This is a genomic window from Streptomyces sp. NPDC005728 (assembly GCF_040630895.1).
Taxonomy (GTDB): Bacteria; Actinomycetota; Actinomycetes; order Streptomycetales; family Streptomycetaceae; genus Streptomyces.
Genome location: NZ_JBEXYL010000042.1, coordinates 1 through 20,041, shown reverse-complemented (window position 1 = coordinate 20,041; position 20,041 = coordinate 1). Strand labels below are relative to the sequence as shown.

Annotated in this window: 19 protein-coding genes and 1 tRNA gene; 15 read left to right on the top strand and 5 right to left on the bottom strand. The window is 70.0% G+C overall.

Annotation, left to right across the window (positions count from 1 at the left end):
- Nucleotides 1-93: 93 nt before the first annotated feature.
- From ABZ471_RS26240 to ABZ471_RS26220, 5 genes are all read left to right on the top strand, one after another.
- Nucleotides 94-2,289, top strand: coding sequence for an ATP-dependent DNA helicase UvrD2 (locus ABZ471_RS26240; RefSeq protein ID WP_359069473.1), 2,196 nt, complete (start codon nucleotides 94-96; stop codon nucleotides 2,287-2,289).
- Between the two features lie 163 nt (nucleotides 2,290-2,452).
- On the top strand, nucleotides 2,453-2,773 hold the full coding sequence (locus tag ABZ471_RS26235; RefSeq protein ID WP_359069471.1) for a hypothetical protein: 321 nt from the start codon (nucleotides 2,453-2,455) through the stop codon (nucleotides 2,771-2,773).
- A 173-nt stretch (nucleotides 2,774-2,946) separates the two neighbouring features.
- Nucleotides 2,947-3,315, top strand: a complete 369-nt coding sequence (locus ABZ471_RS26230; protein ID WP_023546912.1) for a WhiB family transcriptional regulator — start codon at nucleotides 2,947-2,949, stop codon at nucleotides 3,313-3,315.
- The gene (locus ABZ471_RS26225) at nucleotides 3,312-3,635 is read left to right on the top strand and encodes a hypothetical protein (protein ID WP_359069468.1); all 324 of its coding nucleotides are present in this window, start codon (nucleotides 3,312-3,314) and stop codon (nucleotides 3,633-3,635) included. The genes ABZ471_RS26230 and ABZ471_RS26225 overlap by 4 nt, the downstream gene beginning before the upstream one ends.
- A gap of 137 nt (nucleotides 3,636-3,772) precedes the next feature.
- The gene (locus tag ABZ471_RS26220; RefSeq protein ID WP_359069466.1) at nucleotides 3,773-3,985 is read left to right on the top strand and encodes a hypothetical protein; all 213 of its coding nucleotides are present in this window, start codon (nucleotides 3,773-3,775) and stop codon (nucleotides 3,983-3,985) included.
- Between the two features lie 117 nt (nucleotides 3,986-4,102).
- Here ABZ471_RS26220 and ABZ471_RS26215 read toward each other — a convergent pair whose 3' ends face one another.
- Nucleotides 4,103-5,473: an AarF/ABC1/UbiB kinase family protein gene (locus tag ABZ471_RS26215; protein ID WP_359069464.1), complete on the bottom strand. Its 1,371-nt coding sequence runs from the start codon at nucleotides 5,471-5,473 to the stop codon at nucleotides 4,103-4,105.
- A complete protein-coding gene (locus ABZ471_RS26210) occupies nucleotides 5,466-6,680 on the bottom strand; it encodes a TOMM precursor leader peptide-binding protein (RefSeq protein ID WP_359069463.1) in 1,215 nt (404 codons plus the stop codon). Before ABZ471_RS26210 ends, ABZ471_RS26215 begins: the two co-directional genes overlap by 8 nt.
- Before the next feature lie 278 nt (nucleotides 6,681-6,958).
- On the opposite strand from ABZ471_RS26210, the gene ABZ471_RS26205 reads away from it, so the two are divergent.
- The 4 genes from ABZ471_RS26205 to ABZ471_RS26190 all read left to right on the top strand — a co-directional run bounded on the left by ABZ471_RS26205 (nucleotide 6,959) and on the right by ABZ471_RS26190 (nucleotide 10,821).
- Complete coding sequence (locus ABZ471_RS26205) at nucleotides 6,959-7,555, top strand: M48 family metallopeptidase (RefSeq protein ID WP_359069461.1); 597 nt, start codon at nucleotides 6,959-6,961, stop codon at nucleotides 7,553-7,555.
- 129 nt (nucleotides 7,556-7,684) lie between these two features.
- On the top strand, nucleotides 7,685-9,355 hold the full coding sequence (locus ABZ471_RS26200) for a TerD family protein (protein ID WP_359069459.1): 1,671 nt from the start codon (nucleotides 7,685-7,687) through the stop codon (nucleotides 9,353-9,355).
- Nucleotides 9,356-9,366: 11 nt separating this feature from the next.
- Entirely contained in the window at nucleotides 9,367-10,047 is a 681-nt protein-coding gene (locus tag ABZ471_RS26195) for an AIM24 family protein (RefSeq protein WP_359069457.1), read from the top strand.
- 18 nt (nucleotides 10,048-10,065) lie between these two features.
- Nucleotides 10,066-10,821, top strand: coding sequence for an AIM24 family protein (locus tag ABZ471_RS26190; RefSeq protein ID WP_359069455.1), 756 nt, complete (start codon nucleotides 10,066-10,068; stop codon nucleotides 10,819-10,821).
- A gap of 55 nt (nucleotides 10,822-10,876) precedes the next feature.
- Here ABZ471_RS26190 and ABZ471_RS26185 read toward each other — a convergent pair whose 3' ends face one another.
- Together ABZ471_RS26185 and ABZ471_RS26180 are read right to left on the bottom strand one after the other, a co-directional pair.
- On the bottom strand, nucleotides 10,877-11,398 hold the full coding sequence (locus tag ABZ471_RS26185; protein ID WP_359069453.1) for an NUDIX hydrolase: 522 nt from the start codon (nucleotides 11,396-11,398) through the stop codon (nucleotides 10,877-10,879).
- Nucleotides 11,395-12,828, bottom strand: coding sequence for a zinc-dependent metalloprotease (locus tag ABZ471_RS26180; protein ID WP_359069452.1), 1,434 nt, complete (start codon nucleotides 12,826-12,828; stop codon nucleotides 11,395-11,397). Before ABZ471_RS26180 ends, ABZ471_RS26185 begins: the two co-directional genes overlap by 4 nt.
- A gap of 189 nt (nucleotides 12,829-13,017) precedes the next feature.
- Here ABZ471_RS26180 and ABZ471_RS26175 point away from each other — a divergent pair, with 189 nt between their 5' ends.
- The 4 genes from ABZ471_RS26175 (at nucleotide 13,018) to ABZ471_RS26160 (ending at nucleotide 16,167) form a co-directional block, all read left to right on the top strand.
- Nucleotides 13,018-14,127 carry an SDR family oxidoreductase gene (locus ABZ471_RS26175; protein WP_359069450.1) on the top strand — a complete coding sequence of 370 codons (1,110 nt, stop codon included), beginning with the start codon at nucleotides 13,018-13,020 and terminating at the stop codon, nucleotides 14,125-14,127.
- Nucleotides 14,128-14,244: 117 nt separating this feature from the next.
- The gene (locus ABZ471_RS26170) at nucleotides 14,245-14,706 is read left to right on the top strand and encodes a molybdenum cofactor biosynthesis protein MoaE (RefSeq protein ID WP_359069449.1); all 462 of its coding nucleotides are present in this window, start codon (nucleotides 14,245-14,247) and stop codon (nucleotides 14,704-14,706) included.
- A gap of 139 nt (nucleotides 14,707-14,845) precedes the next feature.
- A complete protein-coding gene (locus tag ABZ471_RS26165; protein WP_359069447.1) occupies nucleotides 14,846-15,019 on the top strand; it encodes a hypothetical protein in 174 nt (57 codons plus the stop codon).
- Nucleotides 15,020-15,069: 50 nt separating this feature from the next.
- Entirely contained in the window at nucleotides 15,070-16,167 is a 1,098-nt protein-coding gene (locus tag ABZ471_RS26160; RefSeq protein WP_359069445.1) for a PDZ domain-containing protein, read from the top strand.
- An 89-nt stretch (nucleotides 16,168-16,256) separates the two neighbouring features.
- On the opposite strand, the gene ABZ471_RS26155 is transcribed toward ABZ471_RS26160, so the two are convergent.
- Nucleotides 16,257-16,799 (bottom strand): PPA1309 family protein, encoded by a 543-nt coding sequence (locus ABZ471_RS26155; protein WP_359069444.1) that lies wholly within the window; start codon nucleotides 16,797-16,799, stop codon nucleotides 16,257-16,259.
- A gap of 164 nt (nucleotides 16,800-16,963) precedes the next feature.
- Between ABZ471_RS26155 and ABZ471_RS26150 the strand changes: the two genes are divergently transcribed.
- Entirely contained in the window at nucleotides 16,964-19,897 is a 2,934-nt protein-coding gene (locus ABZ471_RS26150) for a UPF0182 family protein (protein WP_359069549.1), read from the top strand.
- A gap of 41 nt (nucleotides 19,898-19,938) precedes the next feature.
- A tRNA-Met gene (locus tag ABZ471_RS26145) sits at nucleotides 19,939-20,012 on the top strand.
- The last annotated feature ends 29 nt before the right edge of the window (nucleotides 20,013-20,041 follow it).

The following is a 20,041-nucleotide window of genomic DNA, read 5'->3' as shown; positions in this document are numbered from 1 at the left end:
CCGGCTGTGACGCCTGCCGCATTAGTACGACTGCAAGCCCCCGCCTGTGGACAACCGGCACAGCAGTCTCGGACGACCTGGCAGCATTGCCGTGTGACAGCAGCAACGCACTCCCCCCTCTTCCCGCAGGCACCGGACTCGGCCGACGCGGTGCTCGAAGGGCTCGACCCCGAGCAGCGCGAGGTGGCCACCGCCCTGCACGGTCCGGTGTGCGTCCTGGCCGGAGCGGGCACGGGCAAGACACGGGCGATCACCCACCGCATCGCCTACGGAGTGCGCGCAGGGATCCTCCAGCCGTCCAGCGTGCTCGCCGTCACCTTCACCAACCGCGCCGCAGGCGAGATGCGCGGCCGCCTCCGCCAGCTCGGCACCCAGGGCGTACAGGCCCGCACCTTCCACTCCGCCGCACTGCGCCAGCTCCAGTACTTCTGGCCGAAAGCAATCGGCGGCGCCATGCCCCGGCTCGTCGACCGCAAGATCCAGCTCGTCGCCGACGCCGCCGCCGCCTGCAACCTCCGCCTCGACCGCGGCGAGCTGCGGGACACCACCGCCGAGATCGAATGGTCCAAGGTCACCCAGACCGTCCCCGCCGACTACCCGTACGCAGCCGCGAAGGCCGGCCGCGAAACCCCGCGCGACCCCGCCGAGATCGCCCACCTCTACGCGGCCTACGAAAACATCAAGCGCGACCGCGCCGTCATCGACTTCGAGGACGTCCTGCTGCTCACCGTCGCCGTCCTCCAGGACCGGCAGGACGTCGCCGACCAGGTCCGCGCCCAATACCAGCACTTCGTCGTGGACGAGTACCAGGACGTCAGCCCCCTCCAGCAGCGACTGCTGGAACTGTGGCTCGGCAACCGCGACAGCCTGTGCGTCGTCGGCGACGCCAGCCAGACCATCTACTCGTTCACAGGAGCAACCCCCGACCACCTCCTCGACTTCCGCGTCCGCCACCCCGGCGCCACCGTCGTCAAACTCGTCCGCGACTACCGCTCCACCCCCCAGGTCGTCCACCTCGCCAACGGCCTGCTCGCCCAGGCCAGCGGCCGCGCCGCCGACCACCGACTGGAACTGGTCTCCCAACGCCCCCCGGGCCCCGACCCCGTCCACACCGAGTACACCGACGAGCCCGCCGAGGCCGAAGGCGCAGCCCGCCGCATCCGCGAACTGATCGACGCCGGCACCCCGGCCGCCGAGATCGCCGTCCTGTTCCGCACCAACTCCCAGTCCGAGACCTACGAGCAGGCCCTCGCCGACGCCGGAGTCCCCTACCAGCTGCGCGGCGCCGAACGCTTCTTCGACCGCCCCGAGGTGCGCAAGGCCGGCATCGCCCTGCGCGGAGCGGCCCGCTTCGGCGGCAACGACTCCCTCCTCGACGACGCCGTCGACCTCCCCTCACAAGTCCGTGCCGTGCTCTCCGGGGAAGGCTGGACCAGCAAACCCCCCGCCGGCTCCGGCGCAGTCAGGGAACGCTGGGAATCACTCGCCGCCCTCGTCAACCTCGCCCACGACTTCGCCGCCGCCCACCCCACCGCCACCCTCGGCGCGTTCGTGGCAGAACTCGACGAGCGGGCGGGCGCCCAGCACGCCCCGACCGTCCAAAGCGTCACCCTGGCCTCCCTGCACGCGGCCAAAGGCTTGGAATGGGACGTCGTCTTCCTGGTCGGCATCGCCGAGGGCATGGTGCCGATCACCTACGCCAAGACGGACGAACAGATCGAGGAAGAACGCCGCCTCCTCTACGTCGGCGTGACCCGCGCCAGAGAACGGCTCCACCTCTCCTGGTCCCTGTCCCGCTCACCCGGCGGCCGCCCCAACCGCAGGCCCAGCCACTTCCTCGACGGCCTCCGCCCCGGCTCGACCGCCACCGTCGGCCGCACCGGCGCGGCAGCCGCCGGAGGCATCGAACGCGGCACCCTCACCGGCACCCCGGCCGTCCCCCGACGCACCCAGCGCACCCCGGCCCGCTGCCGCGTCTGCGGCCGCACGCTCACCGACGCCGGCGACATGAAGCTGATGCGCTGCGAGGACTGCCCCTCCGACATGGACGAAGGCCTCTACGAGCGGCTGCGCGAATGGCGCGCGGTCCAGGCCGAGCGCAGCGGTCAACCGGACTTCTGCGTCTTCACGGACCGGACCCTGATGGCCATCGCCGAGACGCGCCCCGACAACCCGGCCGAGTTGTCCCGCATCCCCGGCGTCCTCAGCCGCAAGCTGCAGCGCTACGGAGCCGACGTTCTGGCCATCTGTGCAGGCCAGGACGGTGTGGAAGGCGACGAGAGCGACTGATACGAACTCGTCGCAAAAATAGTTTGCGCATGCCCCAGCAATCCCCATAGGTTCTAGGCACGGAAGCGGCGGCCTTCTCGAAGGCCCGGTTCCGTGTTGTACTTGCATATCCGAACGGACTGGCTCACCCCAGTCCCCAAGACGCCGAGAGGAGGCGAGTCCAGTGATCAGCATCAACACCAGCACCATCAGCACGGCCAAACTGACCGATCGCTCGACCGTCTCCACGTGCATGCTCGGCGCCTCGAACCAGGGCACCGGTCTGTCCGGCATCCGTGCCGACCGTCCGGCGTCCTCCCTGTCTCTCGCGGGTCTTCCCATCCGTGAGCGCAATGAGCGACCGACCAAGGCACTGGAAGCGGTAGTGGCACAGGCCCATGCCTATGCCTTTGCGGCAGCCGGTGCCGGATTCCGGAAGCAGACGACGCAGCACCACCTGATGTGGGCCTTCCGTGGGCCAGAACCCTGGAGTGATCCAGCCTGACAGTCGATCAGGCCGGCGCCTTCAGGGCCGCGGAACCCCATCCGGGATCCGCGGCCCTTCTGTTTGCCCCGAACAGGGACAACGAAGCGAAGGGGCCTCGGGACAGGAAAGAACCCGGTACCAAGCCGACACCCGGTCAACCGGCCGGACCGACCAGACGAGGAAGACCAACCGTGCAACTCGAAGCGCACGCCCCGTCCGTACCGCCTTCACAAACGATCCCCCCGCCCGGTCTCACGGAGGACTCCACCTTGACCCCCCTCACTGCGCTCACCGCGCTCGACGACGCCATCGAGAACCTCGGCGTACCCGTCCCCTGCCGCTCCTACGACCCGGAGGTCTTCTTCGCCGAGTCGCCGGCCGACGTCGAGTACGCCAAGTCCCTCTGCCGCACCTGCCCGCTGATCGAGGCCTGCCTCGCCGGTGCCAAGGAGCGGCGTGAGCCCTGGGGCGTCTGGGGTGGCGAGCTGTTCGTCCAGGGTGTCGTCGTCGCCAGGAAGCGGCCCCGCGGCCGCCCGCGCAAGAACCCGGTCACGGCATGAACACCGCAGGAACGATCGATCGCCCCCTCACGCACGACCCCAAGAAGCAGGCCCCGATGAAGCCGTCCACCAGCGAGCCCGCAGGCTCCGCGACTCCAGACTTCACCCCCACCGGCGCGACTCGCTCGCGTCAGAACAGGACCCGAGAGATGCAACTCATCCCAGAAGCCCTGGCCCGTGCGCATATGCACGAGCGCCTGCAGTACGCCGAGCAGGAGCGCCGGGCCATGCGCCTCGCGACCGCCCGGCGGATGCAGCGCCGGGCGGAGCGCGCCTCGCTGCGCGCCCGCCGTGCGCTCGCCATGGCCGTCATGCAGTAATCGAGCACACCCGAAGCGGTGACCTCCCGATCCAGGGAGGCGAAACCTTTCCCGCGGGGGCCGGTCCGACCGAACGGACCGGCCCCCGCGGTGCGTTGCGCACGGCGATCCGCAGGCCGGGGAGTTATCGTCGGCTGGTGACGAGTCTTCCCGGAGGAAGTGATCAGGGCGGCTCCACCACGGAGCCCCTCGCTCTCGTGTGCGCCCGCTGCGGCGCCCCCGCCGGCGGCTCCCAGCCGACCACCTGGACCTGCTCCGTGGAGAACGGGATCCGCCAGTACTTCTGCGACATCTGTTCCCGGGAGAACCTGCGGGCGATCGAGGGGCGATTGGACTCGGCCTGGTGGTGAGAACGCTTCCCGGGGCCCTCCCGCTCCCCCCCGCCCCTCCCCACCCCCGCCCCTCCCCAACGTCGCGGCAGCCCGGCAACGCAGCCGCGGCCAGGCGCCCCGGTCAGGCAGCCCAGGTCAGGCCTCTGCTGCCGGTTCCTCCTCGGTCAGTTCGTCTTCGAGTACGAACCCGGGGAGCCACTCCTCCAGTTCCTCCCGCAGCCGGACCGTGGCTCCGAGCTGGCACAGCACGCCGATCGTGCTCAGTGTCACCCGGTGTATCAGCAGGTAGGCCGGCGGCAGGTTGAGCTGCTTGCCCAGCTGGTACGCGGGGGAGCGGGGGTCGGCGATGCGGGCGGCTTGGCTCCGCATCCATGAGCGGGTGAAGGTGAACGCCGCGACGCGGGCCGGTTCGATGATCGGCAGCAGATAGTCGAGGACCGCGTCGGGGTCCAGCTCTATGGACTCCTTGACGAACCCTTCCTCGCACAGAAGCTCGTAGACCGTTTCCGCCTCGTCGTCCAGGGTCATCCGCAGAGATGTGCCGATCGGTGCCGGCAGGCCCCCCGGGAGCCGGTCGACGGTACCGAAGTCGAGGACGCCCAGGCGCCAGTCTTCGTCGTCGTCCGGGCCACCGGGCAGCAGACGGAAGTTGCCCGGATGCGGATCGGCGTGCAGGAGGCCGGTGCGGGCCGGGCCCGAGAAGAGGAAGCGGGCCAGGAGCTGGCCGGCGCGGTCGCGCTGTTCCTGGGTGCCGTCCGTGATGATCTCGGACAGCGGGATTCCGTCGATCCATTCGGTGACGAGGACCTGGTCGCACTGGTGCACCACCGCAGGGACCACCACGTCCGGGTCGTCCGCGAACTCCTGCGCGTGCGCGTCCTGGGCCTGGGCCTCCAGTGCGTAGTCCAGCTCTTCGGAGACGCGGTCCCGCATCTCCGCGATGAGGGGCTTGATGTCCATGCCGGGGATGAGTGGCCCCAGCAGGCGTGCGAACCGGCTCAGTTGACTCAGGTCGGACAGGAGGGCTTCGCCCGCGCCCGGGTACTGCACCTTGACCGCCACCTCGCGGCCGTCGTGCCACACCGCCCGGTGCACCTGCCCGATGGAGGCGGCGGCGGCCGGTTTGTCCTCGAACTCCATGAACAGGTCCCGCCAGTCCGATCCGAGCCTCTCCTCGAGCACCGCGTGCATCGTGCGGGTCGGCATCGGCGGTGCCGCGTCCTGGAGTCTGGTCAGGGCCGCACGGTAGGGGCCGGCGACCTCCTCCGGTAGGGCGGACTCGAAGACGGACAGGGCCTGACCGAACTTCATGGCCCCGCCTTTCAGCTCCCCGAGGACCTTGAACAGCTGCTCCGCTGTGCGCTGTTGCAGCTCGCGGCCGACGATCTCCGCGGATTCGCCCACGATCCGCTTGCCGAGCCCCCAGGTCGCCCGGCCGGCAAAGCCGAGCGGGAGCGCGGCCAGCTTGGCGGTACGGGTGACCGCCTTGCGGGGAAGATCAGACATGCGCCCTCCAAGTCCCAGTCGGCCGCGCCGCGCCTGCCTCGCGTCGTCGCTGCGGTGACGGCCGTTGCACCGCCATTGTCTCGCGCGGCTCCCCGTCGGTTGAGGAGTGCTCCCCTTTTCCTCTCTCCGCCGCTCCGCACGCGCATTCCGGGTGCGGCCACACCGGTCGGGAGCGCCAGTTCAGGCCAGGGAGGGAGGCTTCCCAGCGTGTGTCCGCGCTGGACGGCGACTGTCCGTCGAGGAAGGCGAGGGCGTGCGCGGCGGCCAGCCCCGCCACGGCTGTGGCGAGGGCCAGATCGCAGGCGCCCACTTGGCGGGCCTTGCCGGATCGCCACTGGGCGACCAGGCGGGGCCAGGCCGGGTCCCGGTCCGTGCGGTTGTGGTGCAGACAGCCGGCGCAGCTGGTTTCGCCGGGCAGGACGAGGGGGCCGACGATGCCGGTTCCTTCCACGACGCCTGCGTACAGGTGTGGTGTTCCGGAGGCGATGAGGGGTTCGGCGGTGATGGGGTCGGGGGTGTGCACGGCGACGTCGTCCCGGGGGGTGAGGATCACCAGGGAGAGTCCCGGGTTCTCCGTGACCGGGTGGGAGGAGGGGGTGCTGCGCGGCGGACGGGCGGGGGCCGCGCGGCGGACGGCTGCGCGTGCCGCGGCGTCCCGGCGTTCGCGGAGGGACTCGGCGGGCAGTCCGCCCGGGGCCACGTCCCATGGCTCCACGCGTCCCACGTCGCGTACGTCGACGTCGCCGACGCCCGCGCCGGACAGTACGGAGGCCAGGACTGCTCCGACGCGGCCCGCGCCTCGTACCTGTACGTGCAGCGAGCGGCGGGCGGCAAGTCTGCCGAGGGCGCCGCCGGGTTCGGGCGTGGTCAGGGACAGCGAGGCGAGGTCGGGGCGCAGTCGGTCCAGGGCGTCCGTCTTCTCGCGTAGCGCGTCCGCGGCCGGTCCGCCGCCACGCGTGTCGTCGAGCAGCCCCGCGTCGGTCAGCCGGTCCATCAGGGCGTCGACATGGCCGTCGGGCAGGTCCATGCGTCGGCCCTCCTCGCGCAACAGGGGTAGTCCGCGTGTGCCGTTGAGCAGGTCCAGGAAGCTGCCTGTGGCCGTGTCCATCGGTCCCAGTGTCATCGCGTGTGCCGGAGTCATCCCGAACTGCACGGTGTTGAGATCGCGCCAGCCGCGCCGCAGCGCGGGCTTCACCATCGGATGCATGACAGGCCCCCGTTTGCCTTGAAATAGCGAGGAACGTCCCTTAGATCGGCGGACATTCCATTTGTTGGCGAAGCCGGTCGTGCTCCGCGACGTCTGTCAGCATGCCGGGCCGTGCTGCGGGGTGGCGGGAGTTGTCCACAGGCGGGGGATGATTGTCGTACGAATTGGTCGGGACAGTCGGGCATATCGGTCGTACAAATCAAACGCATGGTGGGGCATCGGCATCGAACCGTCCCGGAGCCGGGACTTCGGCCCTGTGCATTGGGTAACGTCGGGGCGTGCCCGCCGACCCACTGCACCGCGCCGGACAGTCACAGCGCAGCACGACGAGCCAGCCGCCGAGCGGCTCGGGGGCGAGCGCGATCGAGGTCCGCAGGAGTACCCGGCGCCGCCGAACGGTCTCCGCGTACCGCGAGGGCGATCGCACCGTCGTGCTGATCCCCGCCCGGATGTCCGAGGCGGAGGAACAGCGCTGGGTGACCGTCATGCTCGACAAGCTCGCCGCCCAGGAGAGCAAACGGGTGCTGGGCGACGCCGAGCTGACCGAGCGCGCCGAGCGGCTGTCGGCCCAGTACTTCGGCGGCCGGGCGCGCCCCGCCTCCGTGCGCTGGGTCACCAACCAGAACACCCGCTGGGGTTCGTGCACGCCGGCCGAGGGCAGCATCCGTCTCTCGCACCGGCTGCAGGGAATGCCGGAGTACGTCATCGACTACGTCCTCTGCCACGAGCTGGCGCATCTGCTGGTGCCCGGTCACGGACCCGACTTCTGGCGGCTGCTGGAGTCCTATCCGCGCACCGAGCGGGCCCGTGGCTACCTCGAAGGGGTGGTGGCCGCGGAACGGCTGCCGCATGTGCCCGGGGCGCGCGGGGAGTGAGCCGGGCGCCGTGCGTCTGCCTCCGGGCGCGGTTGTGTACCGGGTCTGTACCGGCTGCGTCCGATGTCAGAGTTTGCCGTTAGCCTGGCGCGACGCACTCACATTCGGGATGGGGGACGGTCGTAACGCATGGCCAGGGAATTCCAACGCGGCCACAAGGCCAGGATCAGTGACCTCACGGCGGGCACGGATCTGTACGTAGGCGTGCAGATCTCCGCCCCCGGACTGACCTTCGACATCAGCTGCTTCGGTCTGGACGCCGACGAGCGTCTCTCGGACGACCGGTACTTCGTCTTCTTCAACCAGCCGAAGTCCCCGGAGGAGTCCATCCAGCTGCTGGGCACCCAGGCGGGCGACACGGAGTCGTTCCGGGTGACCCTGGACCGCATCCCCCCTCAGATCCGCAAGCTCTCCTTCACCGCGACCCTTGACGGCGCCGGGCAGATGTCGCAGGTCAGTCCCGGATACCTGCGCATCGTGGCCGGTGGCGAGGAGGTCGCGCGCTACTCCTTCGACGGCTCGGAGTTCTCCACCGAGCGGGCCGTGATGCTCGGTGACTTCTATTTCAAGGACGTGTGGCGGTTCGCCGCGGTCGGGCAGGGCTTCGACGGCGGTCTGGACGCGCTGTTGAAGAACTTCGGCGGTGAGGTGCTGGAGGAGGAGGCGCCCGCCGCTCCGCAGCAGCCGCAGTCCGGTGCTGCCCCCGGCTTCGCACCGCCCGCCCAGGCAGGCCCGCCGCCCGCGTTCGGTGCCCCGGCCGCCCCCGCGCCTGCTCCCGCCCCGGCTCCGGCACCCGCGCCCGCTCCGCAGGGCTTCGCCCAGCCCGGCACCACTCCGGCCCCGGCGCCCGTGCCGAACGTGCACGGGGCGCCGACCGTCATCGCTCCCCTGGCCCCGCCCCCCGGCGGTACGGTCCATCCGCCGGCCCCGGCGCCCGCGCCCTACGGCCAGCCGCAGCAGCCCTCCTACGGCGGCCAGCCCGGCGCGCCGATGCCTCCGGGGTACGGCCAGCAGCCCTCCTACGGCGGTCAGCCGGGCGCGCCGATGCCTCCGGGCTACGGCCAGCAGCCCCCGTACGGGCAGGTGCCCGGCCAGCAGTCCGCCGCCTACGGAGTGCCGCAGGGCGCTCCCCAGGGCGGTGCCGGTGTGACGGCCGCGCTCCAGGCGTTCAAGGAGACGCCCACCGGGCAGCGCTGGACGCAGCAGAACAAGAAGCTCATCCGTGTCGACCTCGGCATCGGCGGGCAGCCCGTGCTGGCGCGGCAGGGCAGCATGGTGCTCTACCAGGGCAAGGTCGACTTCAGCTACAAGGGCGCCGGGTTCGCCGGGCGGCTCGTGGGCAACGCGACCGGCCAGGAGATGCAGCTGATGCGCTGCACCGGCCAGGGCCAGGTGTTCCTCGCCGAGAACTCCACCCACCTGCACCCTGTCGAGCTGCAGGGCGACGCGATCTGCGTCTCCGCGGAGAACGTCCTCGCCTTCGACGAGAGCCTCCAGTACGAGGTCCGCCGTGTCGAGGGCCACGGCATCCCCGGGGGCGCGCTGTTCACGATGCAGTTCCAGGGCACGGGCACGATCGTCGTCAAGACGCACGGCACGCCCGTGGTCCTGCCGGTCACGCCGACCACCTTCGCCGACTGCAATGCGGTCGTGGCCTGGTCGGCCGCTTCCCAGGTGATCGTCTCCAGCCAGGTCCGGATGCGTCGCAACGCCTACCCGGGCGACACGGGGGAGAGCGTCAACCTCCAGTTCCGGGGCGCGCCCGGCAACTTCATCGTCGTCCAGCCGTACGAGGTCTGAGGGAGCCCGTCATGAACCAGCCGCTCGCGGGCTATGCCCCCGCCCCCGTCACCGCCCGCATGGAGAACCACGGCAATCACATGCTGAAGGTCGCCATGCAGACCGGAAACGACCTCCTCGCGCGCGTGGGGTCGATGGTCGCCTACGAGGGCTTCATCCAGTACGAGCCCAACCCGCCGGCCGTCCGGCAGATCGCCCGTGACTGGATCACCGGCGAGGGTGCCCCGCTGATGAAGTGCTCCGGCGACGGACTGCTCTACCTCGCCGACTACGGCGCCGACGTCGTCGTGATCAACCTCAACGGCGACGGCATCTCCGTCAACGCCACCAATCTGCTCGCGTTCGACGCCCACCTCAGCTGGGGGGTGGAGCGGGTCAAGGGGCTCGCGAAGTTCGCCGGGCAAGGCCTGTGGAACACGAAGATCTCCGGGCAGGGCTGGGTCGCGCTGACCTCCCGGGGCAAGCCGATCGTCGTCGACTGCGGCGGCGGCGAGGACGAGACCTACGTCGACCCCGACGCGCTCGTCGCCTGGTCGCCGAACCTGAAGGTGAAGGGCAAGCGCAGCTTCAAGGCGCAGTCACTGATCGGCCGGGGCAGCGGCGAGGCCTACCAGATGGCTTTCTCCGGCCAGGGCATCGTCGTCGTCCAGCCCAGCGAGGACAGCACCGACCGCCTCCGGTTCCGGGGCTGAGGGGGAGCAGGAAACACCATGCAGAGCCCGCTTTTCGCGCACAACGACCTCCAGACGCAGGAGCGTTGGAGCCTGCAGAACAAGCAGATGCTCCGCGTCACCCTGGAGGGCCACGACGACATCCTCGCCCGCAAGGGCACCATGGTCGCCTACCAGGGACTCGTCGAGTTCGACGCCGAGTACCGCAGCAACAACCAGGCACGCGCGCGTGCGCACACCGGTGAGGGCCTGGACCTGATGCGCTGCCACGGGCAGGGCACCGTCTACCTCGCCAACCTCGCCCAGCACGTGCACGTCATGGACGTCGAGCAGGACGGGCTGACGGTCGACAGCAGCTACGTCCTCGCCATGGATTCCTCGCTGCACCACGAGGTCATCGCCGTCGACAGCCTCTACGGCATCTCCGGGTCCGGGAAGTACCAGCTCAACATCACCGGACGCGGCAAGGTGGCCCTGATGACCTCGGGCGCGCCGCTGCTGATGCAGGTCACGCCCGACAAGTACGTCAACTGTGACGCCGACGCGATCGTCGCCTGGTCGACCGGGCTGCGCGTGCAGATGCAGGCCCAGACGCACTCCTCTGGAGTGTGGCGGCGGCGCGGGAGCACCGGTGAGGGCTGGGAGCTGAGCTTCATGGGCTCCGGGTTCGCACTCGTGCAGCCCAGCGAGCTGCTGCCGCCGCAGAACGCGCAGATCGGCCAGGGCCTCGCCGCACAGTTCGGGATGGGGCAGCAGGGGGCGCGCGGGCAGAACCAGGGCAACGTCTGGAGCTGACCGTCCGGAAGACAAACGTAAGGGGCAGCTGCCCAGGCAGCCGCCCCTTACACGTTCAGAGCCTGGCGCGGGTCGCGTCCAGCAGGCGTACGACCGACTCGTCCGCCACGTCCGGCACCTCGTCGTAGGCGAACCAGCGCACGTCCAGCGACTCGTCGCTGATCGCGTGCTCGGCGTCGCGCGGGGCCAGCGCCGCGTACTGCACGTCGAAGTGCCAGTGGCACGGCGCCGGGATCGGATGCCGGTCCAGGCGCACCGGGCCGCCCGACAGCAGCGTCAGCCCCGGGACGCCGGACTCCTCGGTCGCCTCGCGCAGGGCCGCCGCGGCCACCGAGACGTCGCCCGGCTCGCAGTGGCCGCCCATCTGGAGCCACATCCGCAGCTTCTTGTGCAGCGTGAGCAGCACCCGGCCGCGCTCGGGGTCGATGACCAGGGCACTCGCCGTGATGTGGCCGGCCCGGCAGGCCTTCCACATGCCGTCCGGATGGGCCGCCAGATGGTCCGCGTAGGCCTGGCGCAGATCCTCCTGGCCCTCGTACCCCTTCAGTACGAGGACCGCGTCGTCGTAAAGGCTCACTCGGCGTCGTCGTCCTTGGTCTCGCCGTCGTCCTTCTTGTGCAGGTCCGGCTTGCCGGCCGCCTCGCCGAGCATCTTGTCCAGCTCGGAGAAGTCCAGCTGCTCGCGGTGCACGAAGCCGTCCGGGTCGTCCAGGTCCGTGGCCGTGGGCAGCATGTCCGGGTGGGCCCACAGGGCGTCCCGGCCGTCGACCCCGCGCGCGTCCGTGAGCGAGGCCCACAGACGGGAGGCGTCACGCAGCCGGCGCGGGCGCAGCTCCAGGCCGATCAGCGTCGCGAACGTCTGCTCCGCCGGACCGCCGGTGGCCCGGCGACGGCGCAGGGTCTCGCGCAGGGCGTCCGCGGACGACAGACGCGGCTTCGCGGCCGCGTGGACCACCGCGTCCACCCAGCCTTCGACGAGCGCCAGAGCGGTCTCCAGACGGGCCAGGGCCGCCTTCTGCTCCGGTGTGTCCTCCGGCTGGAACATGCCCTGCTGGAGGGCGTCCTGCAGCTGCTCGGGGTTCTGCGGGTCGAACTGGCCGACCACGTCCTCCAGCTTGGCGGTGTCGACCTTGATCCCGCGCGCGTAGCCGTCGACCGCGCCGAAGAGGTGCGAGCGCAGCCACGGCACGTGCGCGAAGAGACGCTGGTGGGCGGCCTCGCGCAGGGCCAGGTAGAGCCGGACCTCCTCCTGGGGCACGCCGAGGTCCTTGCCGAAGGCCTCCACGTTGGCCGGGAGCAGCGCGGCCTTGCCGGACGGACCGAGCGGCAGGCCGATGTCGGTCGAGCCGACGACCTCGCCCGCCAGCACGCCGACGGCCTGCCCGATCTGCGTGCCGAACATGGCGCCGCCCATCGAGCGCATCATGCCGATCAGCGGGCCCGCCATGGCCTGCATCTCCTCCGGCAGGACATCGCCCATGGCCGCGCCGACCCGCTCGGCGACCGGGTCGACCAGTTCCTGCCACGCGGGCAGGGTCGCCTCGACCCACTCCGCGCGGGACCAGGCCACCGCCGAGCCGGAACCCGACGGCAGGGACGTCGCGTCGTCCAGCCACAGGTCGGCCAGGCGGACGGCCTCCTCGACCGCGGAGCGCTCGGAGGAGCCGACGCTCGCGTCCTTGACGCCGTCCGGGGTGCCCTGGGAGACCGTCTGGCGGGCGATCTGCTTGGCCATGTCCCAGTTCACCGGGCCGCCCTCGTAGGAGAGCATCTGGCCGAGCTGCTGGAACGCGGCGCCCAGGTCGGTGGGGTTCAGGGAACCGAACATCGCTGCGAGCGGATTGTCGGCGCCGGGGCCGCCAAAGCCACCGGCTCCGGGCAGACCGCCGAAACCGAACGGATTGGCCGGTCCCTGCCCACCGCCGCTCTGCTGGTCCTTCTTCTTGCCCTCGTCGCCGTCGTCCGGCTCCTCCGGCGGAAGGCCGAATCCGAATGGGGTGTCACTCACGGGGTTCCTCGGCTGGTAAGGCCACCGGCTTGTCTCCGGCGGCGCGGCTGCCCGACACCACCCAGCGTAGACACCCGGACCCGATCGGGGCTCGGTGCTTCGTCCACTGACGGCCTGCGGCAGGATGGATGCACCTGGTACGTACGCGTCACTCGCGCTCGTATTGAAGACAACCGCTGGAGACGCCCGGTGAGTTCCCCAGATCCGCAGGTTCGCGCAGCGCGAAACCCGTCAACCCCTCCTGCCCTGCGCGGACCCGTAGTCGCGGTCACCGGCGCCGCCGGCGGGGTGGGTGCCCTGCTCACCGAGCGGCTCGCCGCCTGCGAGGAGGTCAAGCAGGTCATCGCCATCGACGAGCGGCGCGGGGAGTGCGAGGCCGCGCAGTGGCACATCCTCGACGTGCGCGACCCGGCGATCGCGGACAAGCTGCGGGGCGCGGACGTGGTGGTGCATCTGGCGCTCGACCTGGACCTGGGCAGCGATACGGCGGCACGCACCGCTTACAACGTACGGGGGACACAGACCGTGCTGACCGCCGCTGCGGCGGCCGGGGTGCACCGGGTGGTGCTGTGCACGTCCGCGATGGTGTACGGGGCGCTGCCGGACAACGAGCTGCCGCTGTCCGAGGACGCGGAGCTGCGGGCCACGGCCGAGGCCACCGGAGTCGGGGATCTGCTGGAGATCGAGCGGCTGGCGCGGCGCGCCCCACGGGCGCATCCGGGGCTGAACGTCACCGTGGTGCGGCCGGCGGTACTGGTGGGCGGTACGGACACCGCGCTCACCCGCTACTTCGAGTCGCCCCGGCTGCTCGTGGTGGCCGGGTCGCGTCCGGCATGGCAGTTCTGCCATGTCGAGGACCTGTGCAGTGCTCTGGAGTACGCCGTTCTGGAGAAGGTCGACGGGGAGCTGGCCGTCGGCTGTGACGGATGGCTGGAGCAGGAGGAGGTCGAGGAGCTGAGCGGGATCCGGCGGATGGAGCTGCCGTCGGCGGTCGCGCTGGGCGCGGCGGCTCGGCTGCACCGGATCGGTCTCACTCCGTCCCCGGCCGGGGATCTGGCCTACACGATGTATCCGTGGGTGGTCAGCGGGAGCAGGCTGCATGACGCCGGATGGCGGCCGGGGTGGACCAACGAGGAGGTGCTCGCGGAGCTGCTGGAGGAGGTTTCCGGGCGGCACACGGTCGCCGGCCGCCGGCTCGGGCGCAAGGACGCGACGGCCGCCGGGGCTGCGGGGGCGACGGTGGCTCTGCTGGGCGCCGCAGCTGTGGTTCGCCGGGCTCGGAAGGCCCGGCGCCGCTGAGCCGAGGGGCTGGGCCCCTTGACCCCGTGGTGCTGTAGAAGCATCCAAAGATGCCCGCGCGCGTGCCTGGTGAAAGTCGTATTCCTCGGTGTCGGAGGGATACGGCACCATGGAGTCATGGCAGCTACGAACGAGCACCCCGGTGAGCAGGCGGCTCAGGATCCCATCAAGTTGATCGGCGTCCGCGAGACCGCGCTCTCTGTCGACGAGGTGTTCCGGGCCGTCGGGGACGAGGCCGCCGGCGGTATCGCGCTGTTCGTGGGGACCGTGCGGAACCACGACGGGGGAGCCGACGTCGACGCGCTCGGGTACTCCTGCCATCCCAGCGCCGAGGCCGAGATGCGGCGGATCGCCGAGAAGGTCGCAGCCGACTACCCCGTGCGCGCGCTGGCTGCCGTCCACCGGGTGGGAGACCTCGGGGTCGGGGACCTCGCCGTCGTCGTGGCGGTGTCGTGCCCCCACCGGGGCGAGGCCTTCGAGGCCTGCCGCAAGCTGATCGACGACCTCAAGCACGAGGTGCCCATCTGGAAGCACCAGAAGTTCTCCGACGGGACCGAGGAGTGGGTCGGCGCCTGCTGACCCCGGCGCCGTCTTCGGTCACGTTCGGCCCATCACCCCTCCGGTTGCGTAACCGCCCCCCTGGCGTGAGCGTTGTCAGTGCGGAAGGCTAATCTGCTGATCAGTCAGTTGCGGACGCTCATGGGGTTGGGAGGTCGGCATGGCAGCGCTTGCCTGGTTGCTGATTCCGCTGGTGGCTGCGGTCGGTGCCGGTCTGTGGGGCAGCTGGGCCAACCGGACACGGAAGGCGCGCAGTGACGGGCCCGAACTGGACGGGTACGCACGCTTCCGCGAGGCCATGGAGAAGCCCGGATCGGGTGCGCGAGGCGCGTGACGGGGGTGCCCTGACGGTGCGCTGACAGAGGCGTCCCGTACTGTCGTGCCATGCCACGCCGCACCGCGACGATGCTCGCCTCCACCCTGATGCTGATCGCGCTCCTGTGCGCGGGAGTGCTCATCCCCGTGCCTTACTCGGAGATGTCCCCGGGGCCGACCGTGAACACGCTCGGGGACCACGGCGGCGAGCCGGTGCTGCAGATCGAGGGGCACAAGACCTACCCGACGGACGGGCATCTGAACATGACCACCGTCCGGGTCACCAGCGCCGACTTCCGGATGACCCTGGTGGAGGCCGTCTACGGCTGGCTGGCGCACGACAGCAAGATCGTGCCGCACGACACCCTGTATCCGGACGGCAAGACGGAGGAGCAGTCCACCCAGGAGAACGCCGAGGAATTCAGCCAGTCCCAGGAGAGCGCCAAGGTCGCCGCCCTGAAGGAGCTGGACATCCCGGTGAAGTCCTGGGTGATCGTCTCCACCGTCGTCAAGAACTCCCCCGCCGAGGGCCGGCTGCACGCCGGTGACGTGATCAAGGCCGTCGACGGCACGGCGGTCAAGCAGCCGTCCGACGTCGCCAAGCTCGTCACCAAGCACAAGCCCGGTCAGGACGTCGTCTTCACCGTCGTCCCGGCCAAGGAGCAGGCCGCCGCCGAGAAGGAGAACAAGACGGCGACCAGGACACAGGACGTGAAGATCACCACGGCGGCCTCCGACGACAGCGGCGCCAAGCGGGCCATCGTCGGGATCTCCGCCGGCACCGACCACACGTTCCCGTTCAGCATCGACATCAAGCTCGCCGACGTCGGCGGCCCCAGCGCCGGGCTGATGTTCGCGCTCGGCATCTACGACAAGCTCACGCCCGGCAGCCTCACCGGCGGCAAGTTCGTCGCCGGCACCGGCACCATCGACGACAGCGGCACGATCGGGCCGATCGGCGGCATCGAGATGAAGACCGTCGGCGCGCGAAGCAAGGGCGCCCAGTACTTCCTGACGCCCGCCGACAACTGCGCGGCCGCCGCCAAGGACACCCCGAGCGGGCTCACCCTGGTCAAGGTCAAGACCATCGGTGACGCGCTCGACGCCCTCAAGGACATCGGCAGCGGCGACACCGCCGATCTGCCGAGCTGCACCGCCAAGGGCTGACGAGCAGACCGCGGTACGCGGCCGGGGGCGCCCCTCCGAGGCAGGGGCGCCCCATCGCCGTACCGCGGAAGTCCAGCCCGCGAACGTCGTCAGTCCGCGAATGTCGTGGACAAGGCCTCCGCCAGGCCCGGCACCAGGTCCGGGCCCGTCAGGACCTCCGTCGCGGAGTCCTTCTCGCGCAGGCGCAGCGCCGAGTCACGGCTGCCGTCGCGCAGCACCGCGACCGTCATACGGACCTCCTGGCGCTCGGGGTGGTCCGCCACCCACTTCGCCAGCTTGGCCTCGCTCAGGCCCTGCGGGACCTGCGCCTCGGCCGACGGAGGCAGCATCAGGCGCTCCACGGTGAGCGCGCAGCCCACCACCGCGTCCGGCCAGGCGATGGTGCCGAGGAACTCGTCGAGCGGCCTGTCCGCTGGAATCTCGTCCTGCTCGATCGGAGTGAGACCGGTGGTCTCGGGCTCGTCCTCCAGGCCGAGCTGGGCGGCGAGCGAGGGTTCCTGAGCCCGCAGCCGTGCGGTGTCTACGAGGGCGAAGAGGCGAGCGGGCTGGTCCCAGCCGAGGCCGGAGGCGTACTCGTCGATCTCGAGTACGGCCCGGGTGAGCGGGCTCGCTGCCATAGGAGTGTTGGACATGGTCACAATCCTGCCTCGTTCATGGCCGGAATCGGGAACCGAGTAAACCGTGAGTAAGTTGCATAGGTGTGGGCCCGCGATCACGGGGGGCCACGGCGGGCCCGCGAACACGAGGGCCTGACGGATCGACAGCGAACTTCGAGGTGCGCACCTTGGCTTTCCAGATGCCGGACCGCGGCGGAGGCCCGACGGGGCCGCGGATCAGAGCGGGCCGCCCATCCCGGCGCGTCCGGACCCTGCTCATGACACTGGGCGTCCTCGCCGTTCTCGGCATGGCGTTCACCATGTTCGCGGGCTTCTGGACGGACTGGCTGTGGTACCGGTCGGTGCACTACTCGTCCGTGTTCACCACCACGCTGTGGACCAAGATCGGGCTGTTCTTCGTCTTCGGCCTGCTGATGGCTCTCGCCGTGGGCTTCAACATCTGGCTCGCGCACCGGATGCGGCCCCCGCTGAGCGCCATGTCCATGGAGCAGCAGAGCCTGGACCGCTACCGGATGGGCATCGCGCCGTACAAGACGTGGCTGCTGCTCGCGGTGACCTCGCTCGTCGGCCTGATCGCGGGTGCCTCGGCGTCCAGCCAGTGGCGCACCTGGCTGATGTGGGTCAACGGCGTGCCCTTCCACCAGAAGGACCCGCAGTTCCACCTCGACGTCTCCTTCTACGCCTTCGATCTGCCCTGGTACCGGTTCCTGCTCGGCTTCGGCTTCGCCGCCGCGATCCTCTGCCTGATCGCCGCCGCGCTCACCCACTACCTGTACGGCGGGCTGCGCGTGACCAGCCCCGGCGCGCGCGCCACCGCCGCCGCGACCGGGCATCTGTCCGTGCTCCTCGGCATCTTCGTGGCGCTGAAGGCGGTCGCCTACTGGCTCGACCGGTACGGCCTCGCCGTCAAGTCCAGCGACTTCAAGGCGACCGACAACTGGACCGGCCTGCGCTACGTCGACGCCAACGCCTATCTGCCGGCCAAGACGATCCTGTTCTGCATCGCGGTCATCTGCGCGCTGCTGTTCTTCGCCACCCTGTGGCGGCGCACCTGGCAGCTGCCCGTCATCGGCTTCGGCCTGATGGTCCTCTCCGCGATCCTGATCGGCGGCCTGTACCCGGCCATCGTGCAGAAGTTCCAGGTCCAGCCCAACGAGCAGGCCAAGGAAGCCCCGTACGTCCAGAAGAACCTCAAAGCGACGCGCGAGGCGTACGGCATCGACGACACCAAGGTCACCGAGTACGCGGGCAAGTCCACCACCTCGGACAAGACCAAGCTGCGCGACCAGGTCGACGACACGGCCAGCATCCGCATCATGGACCCGAACGTCGTCTCGCCGACGTTCCAGCAGCTGCAGCAGATCCGGAACTACTACGGCTTCCCGAACAACCTCGACGTCGACCGGTACGAGAAGGACGGCAAGGACCAGGACACCGTCATCGGTCTGCGCGAACTGAACCTGGACGGCATCCCGAAGAACAACTGGATCAACGACCACTTCCGCTACACGCACGGCTACGGCGTGGTCGCCGCCAAGGGCACAGAGGCCGACACCGAGGGCCGGCCGGTCTTCACCGAGAAGAACCTGCCGTCCAAGGGCGACCTGGGCACGTACGAACAGCGGATCTACTACGGCGAGAAGACCGACACGTACTCGATCGTCGGTGGTCCCCAGAAGGAGATCGACTACTCCGACGACGAGGGCGAGAAGACCACCAGCTACACCGGCAAGAGCGGGGTCAACCTCGACAACCCGATCAACCGGGCCGCGTACGCGGTGGCGTTCAACGAGCCGCAGATCCTGTACTCCGGCGCGATCGGCAAGGGCTCGCGGATCCTGTACAACCGCACGCCCAAGGACCGTGTCGAGGCGGTCGCCCCCTGGCTGACCATCGACGGCGACGCCTACCCGGCCGTGGTGAACCACCGAATCCAGTGGATCGTGGACGCATACACGACCACGAACGGATACCCGTACGCCTCCCGTACGACCCTCGGTGACACCACCGCGGACTCGCTGACCGCCACCAACAACTCCCGCGCGGTGGTGGCCCAGCAGAACCAGGTCAACTACATCCGCAACTCGGTGAAGGCGACCGTCGACGCGTACACCGGTGACGTCAAGCTCTACCAGTGGGACACCCAGGACCCGGTGCTGAAGACGTGGATGAAGGCCTTCCCCGGCACGGTGAAGCCCCGCGCGGACATCTCCCCGGACCTGATGGCCCATCTGCGCTACCCGCAGGACCTGTTCAAGGTCCAGCGTGAGCTGCTCACCCGGTACCACGTGACGGACGCGCAGACCTTCCTCAGCGGCAGCGAGGTGTGGGAGGTTCCGGACGACCCGACCAACGACTCCGGCAGCGCGGTGCCGCCGTACTACCTGAGCATGAAGATGCCGGACCAGAGCGCCCAGGCGTTCTCGCTGACGACGACGCTCACGCCGAACGGGCGGGACAACCTGAGTGCCTTCGTGGCGGTCGACTCCGATCCGCGCACGAGCGACTACGGCAAGATCAGAATCCTGAAACTGCCGACGAGCACCACCGTCGACGGACCCAAACAGGTGCAGAGCCAGTTCAACTCCCAGGCCGACATCGCCGAGGCCATCAGCCTGCTGAGCAGAGGCCACTCCAAGGTCGAGTACGGCAACCTGCTCACCGTGCCACTGGACGGGGGCCTGCTGTATGCGGAGCCCGTCTACGTACGCGGCGGTGAACTCAAGTACCCCTTGCTGCGCAAGGTGTTGGTCACCTACGAGGGCAAGACCGCGTTCGAGGACACCCTGGACGCGGCGCTCGACAAGGTGTTCGGCGTGAAGGGTTCGACCACCACGCCACCGGACACCGGCACCACCAAGCCGCCGCCCAACTCCGGGAACCCGACGGTCCAACAGGCGTTGCAGGACGCCCAGAAGGCCTTCGACGCCGGGCAGCAGGCGCTGAAGGCGGGGCCGGACTGGGACGCGTACGCCAAGGCGCAGAAGGATCTGGAGGACGCGCTGAAGCGGGCCGAGGAGGCACAGTCCAAGGCCGACAGGACCAGCGACAAGAACAGCGACAGGGCAACCGACAAGACAACCGACAAGAACAGCGACGAGAACAAGAGTTGATCAAGGCCCCTCCGCGCCGTGGTACGGTTACCGGGCAACGGCGCGGGGTGGAGCAGCTCGGTAGCTCGCTGGGCTCATAACCCAGAGGTCGCAGGTTCAAATCCTGTCCCCGCTACTCAGGTCGAAGGCCCGGATCCTTACAGG

Bases quoted from the DNA above. Each gene is read 5' to 3' on its own strand.
- ABZ471_RS26225 (WP_359069468.1), top strand. From the start codon at position 3,312: ATGAACACCGCAGGAACGATCGATCGCCCCCTCACGCACGACCCCAAG.
- ABZ471_RS26215 (WP_359069464.1), bottom strand. From the start codon at position 5,473: ATGTCTGATCTTCCCCGCAAGGCGGTCACCCGTACCGCCAAGCTGGCC.
- ABZ471_RS26210 (WP_359069463.1), bottom strand. From the start codon at position 6,680: ATGCATCCGATGGTGAAGCCCGCGCTGCGGCGCGGCTGGCGCGATCTC.
- ABZ471_RS26200 (WP_359069459.1), top strand. From the start codon at position 7,685: ATGGCCAGGGAATTCCAACGCGGCCACAAGGCCAGGATCAGTGACCTC.
- ABZ471_RS26195 (WP_359069457.1), top strand. From the start codon at position 9,367: ATGAACCAGCCGCTCGCGGGCTATGCCCCCGCCCCCGTCACCGCCCGC.
- ABZ471_RS26190 (WP_359069455.1), top strand. From the start codon at position 10,066: ATGCAGAGCCCGCTTTTCGCGCACAACGACCTCCAGACGCAGGAGCGT.
- ABZ471_RS26170 (WP_359069449.1), top strand. From the start codon at position 14,245: ATGGCAGCTACGAACGAGCACCCCGGTGAGCAGGCGGCTCAGGATCCC.
- ABZ471_RS26165 (WP_359069447.1), top strand. From the start codon at position 14,846: ATGGCAGCGCTTGCCTGGTTGCTGATTCCGCTGGTGGCTGCGGTCGGT.
- ABZ471_RS26160 (WP_359069445.1), top strand. From the start codon at position 15,070: ATGCCACGCCGCACCGCGACGATGCTCGCCTCCACCCTGATGCTGATC.
- ABZ471_RS26155 (WP_359069444.1), bottom strand. From the start codon at position 16,799: ATGTCCAACACTCCTATGGCAGCGAGCCCGCTCACCCGGGCCGTACTC.
- ABZ471_RS26150 (WP_359069549.1), top strand. From the start codon at position 16,964: ATGCCGGACCGCGGCGGAGGCCCGACGGGGCCGCGGATCAGAGCGGGC.